This is a genomic window from Pseudoalteromonas sp. OF7H-1, from assembly GCF_022347825.1.
Classification (GTDB): Bacteria; Pseudomonadota; Gammaproteobacteria; order Enterobacterales; family Alteromonadaceae; genus Pseudoalteromonas; species Pseudoalteromonas maricaloris.
This window is the reverse complement of record NZ_JAKRFX010000010.1, coordinates 1-14,542: the sequence shown is the minus strand read 5'-3', so window position 1 is coordinate 14,542 and position 14,542 is coordinate 1. Positions and strand designations below refer to the sequence as shown.

Annotated in this window: 14 protein-coding genes and 1 tRNA gene; 8 read left to right on the top strand and 7 right to left on the bottom strand. The window is 38.7% G+C overall.

The window, feature by feature from the left end; genetic code table 11:
• Window positions 1-148: 148 nt before the first annotated feature.
• From MHN30_RS13605 to MHN30_RS13590, 4 genes are all read left to right on the top strand, one after another.
• Window positions 149-1,411, top strand: a complete 1,263-nt coding sequence (locus MHN30_RS13605; RefSeq protein WP_239359982.1) for a site-specific integrase — start codon at window positions 149-151, stop codon at window positions 1,409-1,411.
• A 71-nt stretch (window positions 1,412-1,482) separates the two neighbouring features.
• Window positions 1,483-3,609: a retron Eco8 family effector endonuclease gene (locus MHN30_RS13600; protein WP_239359981.1), complete on the top strand. Its 2,127-nt coding sequence runs from the start codon at window positions 1,483-1,485 to the stop codon at window positions 3,607-3,609.
• Window positions 3,610-3,720: 111 nt separating this feature from the next.
• Window positions 3,721-4,755 (top strand): reverse transcriptase family protein, encoded by a 1,035-nt coding sequence (locus MHN30_RS13595; protein ID WP_239359977.1) that lies wholly within the window; start codon window positions 3,721-3,723, stop codon window positions 4,753-4,755.
• A gap of 1 nt (window position 4,756) precedes the next feature.
• Complete coding sequence (locus tag MHN30_RS13590) at window positions 4,757-5,638, top strand: DUF6602 domain-containing protein (RefSeq protein ID WP_239359975.1); 882 nt, start codon at window positions 4,757-4,759, stop codon at window positions 5,636-5,638.
• A 12-nt stretch (window positions 5,639-5,650) separates the two neighbouring features.
• On the opposite strand, the gene MHN30_RS13585 is transcribed toward MHN30_RS13590, so the two are convergent.
• The 3 genes from MHN30_RS13585 to MHN30_RS13575 all read right to left on the bottom strand — a co-directional run bounded on the left by MHN30_RS13585 (window position 5,651) and on the right by MHN30_RS13575 (window position 7,868).
• Window positions 5,651-6,532 carry a site-specific integrase gene (locus MHN30_RS13585; RefSeq protein WP_239359974.1) on the bottom strand — a complete coding sequence of 294 codons (882 nt, stop codon included), beginning with the start codon at window positions 6,530-6,532 and terminating at the stop codon, window positions 5,651-5,653.
• Window positions 6,525-6,746, bottom strand: a complete 222-nt coding sequence (locus MHN30_RS13580; RefSeq protein WP_239359973.1) for a hypothetical protein — start codon at window positions 6,744-6,746, stop codon at window positions 6,525-6,527. Before MHN30_RS13580 ends, MHN30_RS13585 begins: the two co-directional genes overlap by 8 nt.
• An 852-nt stretch (window positions 6,747-7,598) precedes the next feature.
• Window positions 7,599-7,868, bottom strand: coding sequence for a helix-turn-helix transcriptional regulator (locus MHN30_RS13575; RefSeq protein ID WP_239359971.1), 270 nt, complete (start codon window positions 7,866-7,868; stop codon window positions 7,599-7,601).
• Window positions 7,869-7,963: 95 nt separating this feature from the next.
• On the opposite strand from MHN30_RS13575, the gene MHN30_RS13570 reads away from it, so the two are divergent.
• The gene (locus MHN30_RS13570) at window positions 7,964-8,155 is read left to right on the top strand and encodes a hypothetical protein (RefSeq protein ID WP_239359970.1); all 192 of its coding nucleotides are present in this window, start codon (window positions 7,964-7,966) and stop codon (window positions 8,153-8,155) included.
• Between the two features lie 110 nt (window positions 8,156-8,265).
• Window positions 8,266-8,952: a hypothetical protein gene (locus MHN30_RS13565; RefSeq protein ID WP_239359969.1), complete on the top strand. Its 687-nt coding sequence runs from the start codon at window positions 8,266-8,268 to the stop codon at window positions 8,950-8,952.
• A gap of 18 nt (window positions 8,953-8,970) precedes the next feature.
• Here MHN30_RS13565 and MHN30_RS13560 read toward each other — a convergent pair whose 3' ends face one another.
• Window positions 8,971-9,558, bottom strand: a complete 588-nt coding sequence (locus tag MHN30_RS13560) for a hypothetical protein (protein ID WP_239359968.1) — start codon at window positions 9,556-9,558, stop codon at window positions 8,971-8,973.
• 348 nt (window positions 9,559-9,906) lie between these two features.
• On the opposite strand from MHN30_RS13560, the gene MHN30_RS13555 reads away from it, so the two are divergent.
• A complete protein-coding gene (locus tag MHN30_RS13555) occupies window positions 9,907-10,143 on the top strand; it encodes a helix-turn-helix domain-containing protein (protein WP_239359967.1) in 237 nt (78 codons plus the stop codon).
• A 62-nt stretch (window positions 10,144-10,205) separates the two neighbouring features.
• On the top strand, window positions 10,206-11,588 hold the full coding sequence (locus MHN30_RS13550; RefSeq protein WP_239359966.1) for a hypothetical protein: 1,383 nt from the start codon (window positions 10,206-10,208) through the stop codon (window positions 11,586-11,588).
• Between the two features lie 8 nt (window positions 11,589-11,596).
• On the opposite strand, the gene MHN30_RS13545 is transcribed toward MHN30_RS13550, so the two are convergent.
• The 3 genes from MHN30_RS13545 to MHN30_RS13535 form a co-directional block, all read right to left on the bottom strand.
• A complete protein-coding gene (locus MHN30_RS13545) occupies window positions 11,597-12,145 on the bottom strand; it encodes a hypothetical protein (protein WP_239359965.1) in 549 nt (182 codons plus the stop codon).
• A gap of 294 nt (window positions 12,146-12,439) precedes the next feature.
• Window positions 12,440-12,516 (bottom strand) — tRNA-Pro (locus MHN30_RS13540).
• A 163-nt stretch (window positions 12,517-12,679) separates the two neighbouring features.
• Window positions 12,680-14,098: a sodium:alanine symporter family protein gene (locus MHN30_RS13535; RefSeq protein ID WP_010607547.1), complete on the bottom strand. Its 1,419-nt coding sequence runs from the start codon at window positions 14,096-14,098 to the stop codon at window positions 12,680-12,682.
• Window positions 14,099-14,542 lie beyond the last annotated feature (444 nt).

The window sequence follows — 14,542 nt, the reverse complement described above, 5'->3', positions numbered from 1 at the left end:
TATCCGAATAAAACCTAACTTATTGCTCTTGCTAATAATTGAGTTGTAAATTATACATAGTGAAGCAACGTGATGAATCGTGAGTTAAAACCAGTTGGTGCGATAACTGTGCGATAAATTTATTAGCTATGAGTTAGGTGTGCGATAAATGGCGTCAATTAAAGCAAAATTAACAGAGTCGGTGATCAAAAATATTCCACTAGAGATCACCCGAATAACAGATACTGAGCTATCAGGTTTTTATCTCAATGTTGGTAAGCCTAACAAAGATGGGAAGCGTTCTTTAGTTTACTACCTGTATTATCGATTAGGTGGCCGAGGCTCAAAAGAAAGGCGTTTAGCATTAGGCCGTGCGCCAGCTTTGAGCGTTGTTAAAGCTCGTGAGCTAGCAAAGCAATACATTGGTGATGTATCGCGTGGTATTGATGTATTCCTTGAACAAAAAGAAAGAACAAAAGCGCAAAAACAAGAAGCTGAAGCGCCAACGGTACAAGAATTAGCTACAGAGTTCCTAGAGCGCTATATCAAGGTTAATCGCAAAGACCATCTAGAAGTTGAGCGTATGTTTGAAAAAGACGTTCTACCAGCGATAGGGGGCGTTAAATTAAAAGATATTACCCGCCGAGACATTTTAAGCAAGGTATTAGACCCAATCACCGACAGGGGAGCAGGCACTCAAGCCAATAAAACTCTTTCAATTCTTAAACAGATGTTCGACTTCGCCGTTGAGCGTGACTTAATGCAGGGCAACCCCATTAGCACCGCCAAGAAAAAGAACGTTGGCGGTATTGAAAAGCCACGTACACGCGCTCTTGAGTTTGATGAGCTGATACAAGTATTCGAACGCCTACCTAAGCTCGGAGTAAGCACGCAAGTGATCTACGCTTTGAAGTTTATAGCTCTAACTGGTTGCAGGCCGATAGAGGTGACGGGCGCGCAGTGGCAAGAATTCGACTTTGATAAAATGATTTGGACCATTCCCGCCGAGCGAGTAAAGCAAAACAAAGGCGGGGAGCGAATCCACAAAGCACCAATCACCCAAAATATGATCATTATGCTTGATGAACTACGCGCTTCATTCAGTTATTTAGGCTCAAAGTACGTGTTCCCAAGCACCACCTGCACCACGAGCGCCGTAGGTGAACAGCCCATTGATAGACACTCTCTTTCAAGAGCTGTAAACCGAAAACAAAAAGAGCTAGGTGTACCAAAGTTTGTGCCCCATGACCTGCGTAGAACCATGGCGACTCGCTTAGGTGATGATGATATTGGCGCTGATCCGATAGTGGTTGAAAAGATACTTAACCACCAATTGCAGGGAATGCAAAAAGTTTATAACTTGCAGGAGTATATGAAAAAGCGGGTAGAAGCCTTGGAGACTTGGGGGGACAGGATCTCGATTTTATTCTAAATTATTGTTTTCTTGAACAAAAGTGGTAATGTTAGCATGTTAATTCACTGTTGTTAGTACTTAGGTTGCGAATGGGCATAAAACGTATTCACATAAAAAATATTTTATCTTTTAAAGAAGCTGACATTTCAGGGCTTGAACAAGTTACATGCTTACTCGGTAAAAACAATGCAGGTAAATCAAATTTACTCAAAGCTATTAGTTTTTTCTATAAAGCTTTAGAAGGTGCTAGATGTATTCCTTTGGAATTGAATAGCAATTATGATTCATACGGTCAGATTTCGATTACATTTGATACATTTCATATTAATAAGCTAGTCCACTCTCATAAAGCTCAGAAAAACCACTACTTCTCAAAGGTTAGATCCGCATTGTTCCCCAGGGAAAAAGAAATGTGGTTTAGTTTTTTTAATACGGGAAAAAGGCCCGAGGAATATGATGAATTAACTTTAACACTTAATATCCATAGCAATAGCACTTATAGCTTCGAAGACAAATCTAGCACATTACGAGAATTGATTTTAGATATATTCCCATTTTTCGAAATTGATTCTAGACATTTGGAACTTCATGACTGGAATCACTTGTGGCAATTCTTAGGCAAATTACGCCCTTTTAACGCAGTTGAATTTCAAACCCAGTTTGAGAGCTTTTTAGAAGAGAGTGAACTTGAAACTTACAGGAAAAAAATTGATGAGATTAACAGGCTAAGTAGTACTATACCTTACAAGTATAGAGATAAAATAATAGCTTATTTAAAGGCTGGTTTGAAAGGCGATAAGTTTGAGTTTAATGGTTTTGACTTGAGTAGAACTTCTGATGGAACAAATTCATACAATTATATCTTAACTGTGCTAAACCTTATTTCATCTTTATCAAAAAGGACTTATCAAACCCCTGTAATTTTTGTTGATGAGCCTGAGATAGGGTTGCATCCGAAAATGAGCGAAAAGCTTATTCATGAATTTCAATATACACTTGAAAGGCTCTATACTAATAAAGAAGGTGAGAGACTTAAAACACCTAGACCCAAACTAATACTCTCGACTCATTCTCAAAACATTGTAAAGCAAGTGATTAAAAGTTTTAGCAATGAGCATAAAGTTTTTCACTTTTATAAAAAAGACACGGATTTACAGACAAGAGTTTCCTATGCGAAATCTAAATTTAATGATTCGAACTTTCTTTGTAACTTTGGAGATAATGAAGCAAGGCTGTTTTTTAGCTCATTTATACTATTTGTTGAAGGTCAGACAGAAAAAGAAGTTTTCGAAAATAACCACTTGATTAGAAAGTTTCCATGGCTTCTTGGTGTAGATGTCTACAAAGCTAGTGATGAAAAGGTTAGCAAAAAAATAACCCCTGATTTTGTAAATACAAGGATTCCATACAGGTTTCTCTTTGATGCAGATAAGGGGGTCACAATTCACTATGATAAGAGTATCGGTAAAAACATATTAAAATTTGATCGTTACGGAAGCTCATTAGATTTAAGGCCTAACGCTATAAAAAAAATAAAAGAACGCGCCTATATGTCTTATTCTTTCACAAAAAGTGATGCACCAAACTTAGCACGTGATGTTTATCGTCTGGCTGACAAAATCATTAGTTTGGATAAAGCCCCTATATCGATATGCCCTCTTCGATTGACTTGTGATAAAAGCGGCTTCTTATCTAATTTATTCGTTGGTATCAATAAAGTTCTAAGAGAAAAAAATGTAATTGTTTTAAGTACGACCATTGAAGGTGCATTAATAAATGAAAAGTCATTAAAGTTATTTTTAAACTGGTTAAAAACTAAGTGTGATGTTGATAAGATAGAAAATAAAATTGATGAAGTTTATTTTCTCGATAATTGTGCACTTACCCAATACTTAAGGATTGCATTTTCAGGTAAATCTGACTCATTGGTAAAAATGAAAAAATTTAAAAGAAACGACACACCAACAACTCTCGTTGCGGATGAAGCTAAGAAAACAATGAAGTCGTTGGAAGAGATACTTAACATCTCTGGGAACATTCACAAGACAAGTGGTTGGGTTTCTGACTTTTTGAACTATGCAATATTAAAACTTGAACACGAGTCCAAAGATAGCAAATCTGAATTTGAGAAACTATTTCGACTTGCCTTCAAGGAGCTTTATGATACCATTTCTCAGCTACGTTACGGTAGTTCAGAAGGGGAAAGCTTGCTTTAAAAGGTTGTTACCTTTCAAGCCCTTATTTACTAGCTCCATATGCATAGTAGTTCGGCTCTAAAATCCCACTAAAGTGGAACTTTGTAATTTGTACCGTAACGTAGCCAGCTTATGAAATTATCTCAAAAAGAAATATTTAAAGCTCTTCAAGTTAAGTCAATAGACGATATCAAAAATATTAGTAGTGACTTTTCTTTCAAGGATGGGTTTTATATTCCAAAAGACCTGAAATATAAAACTTCAAGTCAAAATCTAAGTAAGCTCTTCTCTAAGATTCCCTTAAGCTCTGCAGCAAAGGCATATCGTAAAAATCATTCTTATTTCGACTTTTTCAGGCCCCATTTAGGAGGGGAGTACTTTCTTAGATTGGATATTAAAGCGTTCTTCAATTCAATCAAAAGAGAACAAATTGAAGATTTGCTTATTTCTCATCTAAAAGGTAAGAATACATATGAGGTTAAGTTGCTTGCAAAAAGGATTTCGTTTTTTCTTACAGTTGAAGATGATAAAGACCAAGTACTACCTATCGGTTTCCCAGCATCTCCTGCTGTAGCAAATCTTGTTTTCAGGCCTTTAGACATTGCTATCGAAAAACTGTGTCATGATAAGAAAATCATATATTCTAGGTATTCTGATGATCTTCTGTTTTCAAGTGAGAATAGCTCAACCATCCATTCTAATTGGTTTGAAACTCAAATTTCATATATTATCAGTAAGCTAGATATGCGTTTGAATACAAGGAAAAGAATAGCTACTACAGACACAATATCCTTAAATGGTTATGTGATTTCTGGTGAAAGTCTTAATAAGAAAATTAGTTTTTCGAATCAAAGGCTAAGAATTTTAAAGAAGCTCATTCACTATAAAAAAGTTCGAAAGCTTCCAGATAAAGTGATTGCAAAAAAGCTGTTTCAAGATGATCTAAAGAGCTTGTATTCAAGTTTGAAATTTGTTGAAAAGGATATCTTTCTTAATACTTTCTGTAGAGATCAGGTGATTAACAAACTTAGAGGTTTTAGGTCTTACTTAATTAGCTTATTGAATTATGATGATCTCTACTCTTGTGTTCAAAGCGAACATAGGGGACATATCAGCAGTCTAATCGAAGAACTCAACACTATAATTTTAAGCTATGATAGGGGGTGATATGGATGGTGAAAGATTACGCTGTTACTGGTCTAAAGAAGTTGAAGCTCTCTTGTTAACTTACAAACAGTTTGAAACTCTTATCCCTGCGAATGGAAAGCAGGGGGCGGCTCATACCGGTGAAGATGGACGATTTGTTGAAGACCTTTTGTCAGAGTACCTCAAAAAGTTTCTCCCTAATGGTATTGAGGTTTTGACAGGTTTTATTTTACGTCCGGCCGTTAAAACCGGAGGAAGTGGAAAGAAACGTAAATCTGATACAGATGAACACTCATCTCAGTTAGATATTATTGTTTATGATTCTCAAAATTTTCCAATATTTCAAAGGTTTGGTAATAGCGTTATAGTACCTCCCGAAGGAGTGATTGGTATTATTTCAGTCAAAAAACATTTAAACGACGGTGACATTGAAAAGGAATGTAAAGCTTTGTACCAAGCTGCAAAGTTGTGTAGATCTTTGGATAGTGCGAGCTCTAAGACATCAGTTAGAGGACCTTTCCTCTCACTTGTATCTATGAAATCGAAGATAAAAAAGGAAGATCCAGATACGTTAGAATGGATTTTCAAACGTATGCAAAAAGTATATTCCATTGGGGAACGGCCCAAATATGACCATCTAATAAACTACATTGGCTCACTCTCTGATTTTAGTATCCACAAGAAAAAATCTAAGCTTGAAAGAGGAGAGCTTTCAGCAGAGTACATCGCCTTTAATCATACAGAGAATGAGCTACACCTAGGACTGCAATATCTTTTGAATGGACTATTGTCCGTTTATTATGATGAAACTCGGAGAAGTATCATAAGGCCAGGGTTTACTTCTTTTCCAGCCAAAAGCATTGAAATGTCTCTGGGAAAGATCATATGTAGTACAGAGAGGTGAAGTACTCTCAGCCTAATTAAGATAAACTAAAGTTATCTCAGCCCTAAAATGCCCCATCTCTTGCGAAACGGTCTCTAAGGCCGTTTTATATTTATACCCTAAGCTTTTCAGCTCAACCATTCGCTCTTGAGCATAGCTATGTCTCAGACCATGTGCACCAGTAGAAAAAAGTAATGCGCGGTTAGATGCTTTTGAAAATGAGTCTGACCATTTTTTACCCCCAGCTATATCGTAACGCTGAGAATAGTTAATCTCTCTATCAACTACTGTGATTGGTTGAGCTAAACGCTGTTGCTCGAGCTGAGCGGCAAGGGTATTAGGAATAAGTACATGACGAATCAATCCTCCTTTACCAGCTACAGTGTAAAGTTCACCATCTCGGCCTTTCCATTTTGAGTCTAGATCAGGGCGTTTATCTGGAGTTCGTTCATTAGCTTTGGCAAGTGTTAGCAACTCATGAGCTCGCAGGCCGGCGGCATAAGCGATTTGTGTTGCGAGTTGATTCCTTTCTGTTTGCCTATGTGAAATAACTGTAGCTTGCTCAGTAGTGTAAGCACGAGAGCGTTTTATCTCGTCTAAACATGACTTTACTCGGTAGAGTGTTTCTTTCGGTTGTAATTTACCGTTTAATTGCATCATAGCTTGTATCGCTTGGCGTTCCATATCCAGAGCTTTTTGGCCAACGGTCTCAGCTCTGTAATCAAGATACATACGTGCTTGCTGCATAGTCATAGCCTGAATACCATTAATGCCAATATCTTTAGACCAATTGGCAACTGTTTTTAGCGACTGCATATAGTTTCTTGCAGTACCTAAAGACTTTATGCGTTGTGCTTTAGTTAGTCCTTTAATTACATTTTCTGCTTGAGTATCAGCTTTGGCAAATTTAGGCATTTTTATCGAGCCACCGCATAACGGTCGTCCATTGTACAACTATACCTCTCATGGCAAGCCAGCGTTGTAACTCAGCTTTAGTTGCACCCGCGTCATATAGCTTACAAAGTTGAGTGCGATACTTATCAAGCTTGGATGATTTATGGCGTTTACGGGCACGTAGTTTTGTTTGCGCTTTCAATAAAGCGACTTCAGTATTGGGGTTAAAAGTCATGCTTGTTCCTTGGTTGTAAGATTAACTGGCAACACAGTTGCTCAGCGGCACTAAAGCCTATTCGCCCCAGTTAAGCGCAACAGCGCAAGGCTCGGACTGATCTCGCCTAAAATAAAAACCTCAGATACGTGGAAGCGGCAGCAACGAAGCGCCGAATTTGCAAAGCGCCATAAATGTGGCGCGGCATGACATAAATATTAAAACAGTGAGGGTCCTCACTACGTGTTGTCGGCAGCTGAGTAGCGCCGTTTTTCTTCAATGCCCAAAGGGCTAAATCGAGTTTAGGTTAGCGTTAAATAAGGCAGCTTTCAATCTGCAAATAAAAATCTGCGCATAAGCTTAACAAAACCAAGTCCCCCGCTATGAAGCGAGCGATTTATCGCTTCGACATAGCGGGGGGCGTAGCCCCTTTTAAAAGAGGAGGAAATTGCTCATGATGCCTCGATTAAAAGGGCTTGGTTTTTAGCAAATTTGCAGGTGTACAAAAACTCAATTAGGCTTAAAACTGTGATTTGTTTTGGAGCTAGAAAATGGGACCAGTGATCGTCAGTAACTTACTTGTTTTGGGGTTGGTTGTATTTTTTGCGGTTTGGTTTTATCGCGTGAAAAGGAAGACGTAACCGCACGACAAAAGCAAATTGTGTATGTCTTTACTTGTCCTTCATGGTTGGAACACTATATTTCGACAGAATTGTAATAGCTTCGTGAGCTGTAAAACTTCCAGTTGGACTTGGTAATTTACCGTAGGCTGTGCCTGCTTTAAACACGCCTTTATATCTGACCAATTTACCTTCATATGCTTGACTAAAAGCGGCTATCACTTCATCAGATGACAGGATCAACTCCGTTAGGCTATAAATTAGCAGGGTACTCAGCTATTTGTACCGCAAGTTCATCCTCTTCACAAAACAAAAAGGCAGTTGGTACGTCTAAAACTTTAGCGAGTGCTTTGACTGTTTTAAAATCAGGCGCATGAACCCCTTTTTCATACTGGTTCATTCTCGCAGAGGCAGAGAACTCGTCCATTCCTGCCAAAATACCTAGCTGCTTTTGAGATAAACCTTTTCTCTTACGTGCTTCTTTTAAGCGCTTTGGAAAGGGCGACTCGTCATTTGTTTTCATCGTAAATCAATTAATTCTTGAAAACTAAGAGTCTCTTAGCTTTAATGGTATTCTGATACTCAGGAATCCTTAGTTTTAAGGTGAGAGGTTAAACCATGTTTTTAAAAGTACTGAAAGCAACCGCGTTAATAGCGCTTGAAGTCATGATCGACGACGATAAAAAATCAGGCCAAGACAAGTTTATTGATGAACACAATGATGGAATGGGTAACGTAAACTTCTATGGTGACGAATATACAGAGCAAGAAGCACGGGAAGCCGATGATAGGGGAGAGTTTTATTATTAGTGTACATACGACTTTAGCGACTGATGTGTTATAAATTGACCTTAATCCGAATAGGTAAACTTCTTCGGAGTTGAGTAAATAAAAAACTTCAGTGGGTAGGGAAATTTCAAATGAATAAAGCTAAGAGGGTTGAGTTACTGCGCTTGTTTAGCGCCGCTAGTCGTTTTGAAAGCAGGCTTAAAACAAAGAGTAAAGAAGATACAGAAAGCTTTTTTATCAAAAACTACCACTGGCTTTTCTTGGTATTACCGTTCGCAGTGTCTGTTATTTTGGCTTTTATTGCAAAGTCAGGAGATGGAGATAATCACCTAAGAGCAGCAGCATTAATTTTGCTACTTGTGGCATATTTTGCTGCGGTAATTCAGCCATTCTTAATGATATGGATACATCGGCGTGACTTTATAAATTCGGTGCGTTCACCCATGAGCCTCTTAATGAAAAATATTGAGAGAAGTACCCTAGTTGATTCTAGGCTGTTAAGCAGACTAAGAGATTTACCTATTGGTACACTTGATATTGTCCTTCTTGAGTTAAGGTCAGAGAAAGAGTTTTTTGAGAAAAGAATAGCTCTCGTTGTTGGCTCTATCGAAAAAGTCGGACTTATCCCAGGAATATTTGCTGTATTGGTTGCGTTGTCAAATGTTAAAGCAGACAAGTTCTTATGGCTTGATGCACTAGCTTACTCCGTATTATTTCTATATGGTTTTGGTGTTGCAGCACACCACCTCGCAATGCGTTTGGAACGCTACTCAAAGGTGGTTGAACTGGTTCTGGAAAGTAAGAAACCTAAAAATTAGGTTGTTAGAGTTGCAATTTTAACAAACATAATAGTTTTCCAAGCTAGCCGCTAGACAAAATGGTTGAAACAGTTTGTGGTTATGTGGGAGTTTAGAATAAACGTCATTTATGTCTATTGGAAAATGAGTGTAGCCAGATCGTTCTGATAACATTCTATCAAGATATAGATTCGCAATATAGAGCCCTGCGAGAGACTCCAATACGTTACCGAGGTTGGCTTTGTGGAAATGCTCTCTGCGTTCATGCTTTACGCTGTTATAGTTCGACCACCAAGCAGGGGATTTATCCTCTTCAAATGCTTTCCACGGTGCGTATTGCAGCTCGAACTCAAAGGACTGTACTTGTTCAGTTATCAGCCCTTGTTGATTTTCAACTATCCACTGACGATAAATATTAATATTTGCATCTTTTCCCTTTTTGGAGGGGCATATATCACATATCTCTTTGAGTACCACCTCAACTTCAGCACAAATTGCAAGATAGAGTTTGGCCAGCTCTATGGAGTATGTTTTGAAATTGTTAGGGGCAAAGTGTATATAGCGCGACAAAGCGTATATATCTGATTCTAGCGAGAGATAATAGCGCCAATGTAGATTTTGTTTCATGGTTTCCTTACGGAGCGCACCTTTAGGGCTGAGAATCGTTAAAGTGCACTGCCTGCTTATATTTATTTTTATCCAATTATTTACACGGTTATCTTAAATTAGAAGACCAGTAAATTACTAGCGCAAAAGTAGCTTATAACTTCTTGATACCTCACACTCAATCATTTATATTCACAAATGCGCACGTTTGCTGCGTTCCTGCGAAGGGAGTCATTTCGGTGACTGAAAACAGGCGCCTTTATGGCTGCCTTCAATACGTAAAGAGGAAAGACATTGCTGCACATGCAGCGTCGTGCATACGTGCATGAATGATGCCCTTCGCTCCATTAAACGTATTGGAGGGCTGTCATGTCATCATCTCAAACCATTTCAGTTAAAGACTTAGCTGAGCTATTACAATTATCACCTCGTACAATCCACAACCGAATTAGTGCTCAATCAAAAGCAATAGAAGCTGGTGAAAACCCAGAAAGCTACCAAATACAGCGTTTAGCGCCACCATCAATAAAGTTGGGTAAATCACGTTTGTTTATACGGGAAACCGTTGAGCAATGGCTAGCTCGTTTTGAAGGGGTGAAGATGTAAGGAAGGCGAAAGGGGCTGCTTGACCGGCGACACCCCAACCGCACTTTGCATCTTCAAATTATATGCTTGCCTTACAAGAAAGGCCACCTTTGTCGTGGCCTGAGTATGCTATTGCCTCACCAAAAGACTTTTACGAGTTAATAGATTTTCATTCACCCAAATATGTGAGGGCACTTTTTAGTCATAACCACGAATCAGGTAAAAAGATCTTTTTATTGGGAAGCCAAAAGTCCAGCAAGGTCACAGATTTAAAAACTTTTAAAATAAGAACAACTAGATATGTTCAAGGAGTATTGAACAGTAAAAGCGAAGCGGTTAACAATTACTATAGTCCAAACGAGTTTTTTAGTTGGCCAAGAGCGATAAATTTGGCTCTTTTCAGGGCTAACTGGATTGATATTGATGTTACTGAAAAAGTTGACGCAAGCAAGGTGCGAGAGCTTGAACATGACTTAATTGAAAAAGTTATTCAAATTTTACAAAAGAATAAGATACCACCATTTACAGGCTATGTTTGCTCGGGTTCTGGCGGGATTCATTTATATTGGATTTACGCTCCTATTGACGCTTCTCAAGTTAATAAAGAACTGTGGAAAGCGATAGCAAACATATTAATTGAAAGTTTACAAAGCATACGCGCATTATGGTGCATCGACACAACCGCATCAAAAAGGGCTTATGGAAATCTGCGTATACCAGGTTCTGTTCATGGGCGAACGGGTTTACATGCAAGGTTTTTTGGCGGTGGCCCTAAGTACCAATTTGAAGAGCTACTGAAATATCTCAATTTGGAGTCATTAAGAGATAGCTTGACACTAGAAAAAGAATTGAGAGTTGTCAGGTTGCCAAATGAACCTAAAAGCAATAAACCCAAACAACAAACTCAAAGGCGTTACGGTCACAACATTAAGGATTGGTGGCTAAAATGTATAAACACCATTCAAATTCATTTTCGCAAGCAAGGCAAGGTGCCTAGAGGCAAACGTGATAAAACAGCATTCATTCTATTTGTTGCCTTGCAACATTTAAATAAAGACTCTGCTTTTGAAAAGCTGGTAAAAATAAATGATGAGCTGATAGGTTTTTCACTCGAAGAGTTAAACGGACTGACAAAAACGGCAAAAAGCACTTTCTACAAATACAAAAAAGACACACTAGCTGAATACCTAGAAGGATTACTTGACTACCGTCCTGAATACTTGTGTACGACGCCCAAAGTTAAGTTATCAAGTGATAAAATAAAGCAAAGGCAGAAAAAAGCGGCCAAAGATACGGCTACTAAGAAGAGAAATAACTCTCAAGAGAACGTGCGAGAAGCTTTTAACGAATTGAGCAATGAAACAGGCAAAAAGCCAACTCAGAGGCAAGTTGCCGAGAGGGCTGGATTAGGGTTACGAACTGTAAAGAGGTATTGGAATTGTCTACAGATTTGCCAACGAAATTAAATTGAGTGTTACATTTTAATTGTTGTTTGTTCACCCGTTAATAAGTTGAGCTTCTGAGTAGGGCGATACTGAAATTGTCCATTCTTGATGGAGTTACCTATTGCTAGTTGCCCAAGTTCAAAATTGTTTTTATAGATTTTTCCATTTGAGTCAATTACAGAAAAAGTAACGGCGGTTTTATGTAGCCCTTTTATACCTTTGCCGATGAGGATATGGTTAAGGTTTACTACCAACATATCTTTTTTTGGGATGACAAAAGGTTCAATGATATCGACTTCTGAATTAACGGTTTTTCCTTGAGGTGTCTTTATTGAAGCGAACACTCTTTCTACGGATAACGGGGTGTTTCCAGAGTTGATAAATGTCAAACGATGCTCAATATTTTCACCTAGAGTTGTAGTGCTGTAAAAATTCGCGATTACGCTTAACTCTATCTCCTCTTTATATTGAAGAAATAAAGCATAAGAACTCATTAGGAATGTTATTACAATTCCGAAAATAGTTACTTTGCTTTCTTGTGTGAACTTTTTAAACTCTTCGATGAGCATTGTAAACATTGCTTGTCCTTAACCTATGAAACTAAAAAAGTACAGCTGTCTAAATTGTAGAGTTTTATCAAAGTTCTTGCTAGAGCTATCTAGCGTTTAAAGCAAGTAATCGTTTAGGGTGCCATTAGCTGTCTTCCTATATATCCCCCCCAATCAACACTTAATCTAACCTAAAAATGAGGAAATAATTTTAGATAAATACGGTGCGACAAATGTGCGATATAGAGCTAGATATTGCTGATGTTTAGTGCGAAAAATACGATGAGTAAATGATATAACTTATTGATTAGGGTAAGAAAAAGCTGGTCGGCATAGCAGGATTTGAACCTGCGACCCCTGACACCCCATGACAGTGCGCTACCAAGCTGCGCTATATGCCGACTTGTGCTTTACTATACGGATTTTTTTTTGAAAGGCAATAAGTGGTTGGTTTGTTTGGACATTAAATGAACTCAAGGGCGTATTTTTGTGTTCTTCGTCATTAAATCTGAGTTTTATAAGAAGAAAGCGCACTAAATATAAGCACTAGTGCGCTGTATTGGTCTATTTAGTCCAAATGCCTTTTGGTAGTGTTTTTTCTACTTCAGGGTTGGTACTAGGATCAAACTCTGGGGTTACGCCAGCTTTAAGCTGCTTTTTATAATCGTTGGCAAGCCATAGCACGACTTTGCGAAGCATAAAGAGTGCAACCACGTTAACTACAGCCATTAAACCCATTGAAATATCAGCGAGTGTCCAAACCAGTCCAAGTTCGCTTACCGCACCAAACATTACCATACCTAATACACAAGCTCTAAATACCATCATGCCTTTCTTTGAATGGTGATCTAAGAACAGTAGGTTGGTTTCTGCATAACTATAGTTGGCAACAATGGAGGTAAAAGCGAAAAATAGAATAGCTACCGCAACGAAAATTGCGCCCCATTCCCCTACATGATGAACCAATGCAGATTGCGTTAATTCAATGCCAGTTAAACCTGAGTTTGGCTCGAGCTGACCAGATAAAAGAATAAGCGACGCGGTCGCGGTACAGATCACTATGGTATCTACAAATACACCTAGCATTTGTACATAACCTTGTGATGCTGGATGGTTTGGATTTGGTGTTGCACTTGCAGCAGCGTTTGCAGCGCTACCCATACCGGCTTCATTTGAGAATAAGCCGCGCTTGATCCCTTGAAGCATTGCTTGCATTACCGCGTAGCCAATAGCACCAGCACCCGCTTGCTCAATACCCATTGCACTTTTTACTATTAACATGAATATGTCTGGTAGCTGCGCAAAGTTCACAGCACAGACGTAAAGTGCAAGTATAAGATAAGCAACGGCCATAAAAGGTACGACAAGTTCTGCAAAGCGTGCAATAGTTTTTAAACCACCGAAGATGATAATCCCAGAAGCTGCTACTAACGCAATACCCATCACATATTTAGGCACATCAAAGGCAACGTTAAATGCTGCAGCAATGGAGTTGGCTTGTACTGCATTAAAGACGAAACCAAATGCAAGGATAAGGCAAAGTGAGAATAACACCCCCATCCACTTACGTTTTAAACCTAGCTCCATATAATAAGCAGGGCCACCACGGAAGTTTCCGTCATCATCTTTTGTCTTATATAGCTGCGCTAAGCAACTTTCAGCAAAACTAGTCGCCATACCAATCAAGGCAATGAGCCACATCCATAATATAGCACCAGGACCGCCTAAATAGAGCGCAACGCCAACACCTGCCATATTACCGGTACCAACCCGTGCGGCGAGTGAAGTACAGAATGCTTGAAAAGAGGAGATACCATCTTCAGCACCTTCGCGGCTTTGCATCATTACCTTCACCATATATGGGAATTGAGTGAATTGAATAAAGCCAAGCCTAATTGTGAAGAATACACCTGCAGCTATTAAGAGATAGATAAGTAGATGGCCCCATAAAAGACCACTTATCGAGTTTAAGATATCAGCCATGTATTTAGCCTTTTTCTAAGAACGAGTAAATAATGGGGCGGTAATCTACCACAAAGAAAAGCAAAAGCCGAAATTCCTGTGGGTTATCCACAGAAAATGTGGATAAGTTGTTAGGATTCGGTGGGCTAAAAAGCATTTGAAAAATAAATAGAAAAAACCGAAAAAAAGGGTTGCACTAAAATCGGATCGCCCTATAATGCGACCCCACTGACACGGGGCACTACGCTGGAAAGCAATAAGCCAACGAGTTGGTAGTCGAGTAAAACTTAGCTTTGAAAACTTCTCAAGAAATTCAAAATTAAGTGTTGACAAAAAAACGGGAATGCTTAGAATGCACATCCCTCGAAACAACGAAATGTTTCGAAATGTTCTTTAAAAATATGAAGCAATCATCTGTGTGGGCACTCGTACAGATTGAGTTCTAACAGCAGATTCTAGTTCGCT

Excerpts from the sequence above, each read along its gene's own strand:
- MHN30_RS13580 (WP_239359973.1), bottom strand. The coding sequence starts at position 6,746 with ATGACTTTTAACCCCAATACTGAAGTCGCTTTATTGAAAGCGCAAACA.
- MHN30_RS13600 (WP_239359981.1), top strand. The coding sequence starts at position 1,483 with ATGGGCATAAAACGTATTCACATAAAAAATATTTTATCTTTTAAAGAA.
- MHN30_RS13590 (WP_239359975.1), top strand. The coding sequence starts at position 4,757 with ATGGATGGTGAAAGATTACGCTGTTACTGGTCTAAAGAAGTTGAAGCT.
- MHN30_RS13565 (WP_239359969.1), top strand. The coding sequence starts at position 8,266 with ATGAATAAAGCTAAGAGGGTTGAGTTACTGCGCTTGTTTAGCGCCGCT.
- MHN30_RS13595 (WP_239359977.1), top strand. The coding sequence starts at position 3,721 with ATGAAATTATCTCAAAAAGAAATATTTAAAGCTCTTCAAGTTAAGTCA.
- MHN30_RS13550 (WP_239359966.1), top strand. The coding sequence starts at position 10,206 with ATGCTTGCCTTACAAGAAAGGCCACCTTTGTCGTGGCCTGAGTATGCT.
- MHN30_RS13570 (WP_239359970.1), top strand. The coding sequence starts at position 7,964 with ATGTTTTTAAAAGTACTGAAAGCAACCGCGTTAATAGCGCTTGAAGTC.
- MHN30_RS13535 (WP_010607547.1), bottom strand. The coding sequence starts at position 14,098 with ATGGCTGATATCTTAAACTCGATAAGTGGTCTTTTATGGGGCCATCTA.
- MHN30_RS13585 (WP_239359974.1), bottom strand. The coding sequence starts at position 6,532 with ATGCCTAAATTTGCCAAAGCTGATACTCAAGCAGAAAATGTAATTAAA.
- MHN30_RS13605 (WP_239359982.1), top strand. The coding sequence starts at position 149 with ATGGCGTCAATTAAAGCAAAATTAACAGAGTCGGTGATCAAAAATATT.
- MHN30_RS13555 (WP_239359967.1), top strand. The coding sequence starts at position 9,907 with ATGTCATCATCTCAAACCATTTCAGTTAAAGACTTAGCTGAGCTATTA.
- MHN30_RS13575 (WP_239359971.1), bottom strand. The coding sequence starts at position 7,868 with ATGAAAACAAATGACGAGTCGCCCTTTCCAAAGCGCTTAAAAGAAGCA.
- MHN30_RS13545 (WP_239359965.1), bottom strand. The coding sequence starts at position 12,145 with ATGTTTACAATGCTCATCGAAGAGTTTAAAAAGTTCACACAAGAAAGC.
- MHN30_RS13560 (WP_239359968.1), bottom strand. The coding sequence starts at position 9,558 with ATGAAACAAAATCTACATTGGCGCTATTATCTCTCGCTAGAATCAGAT.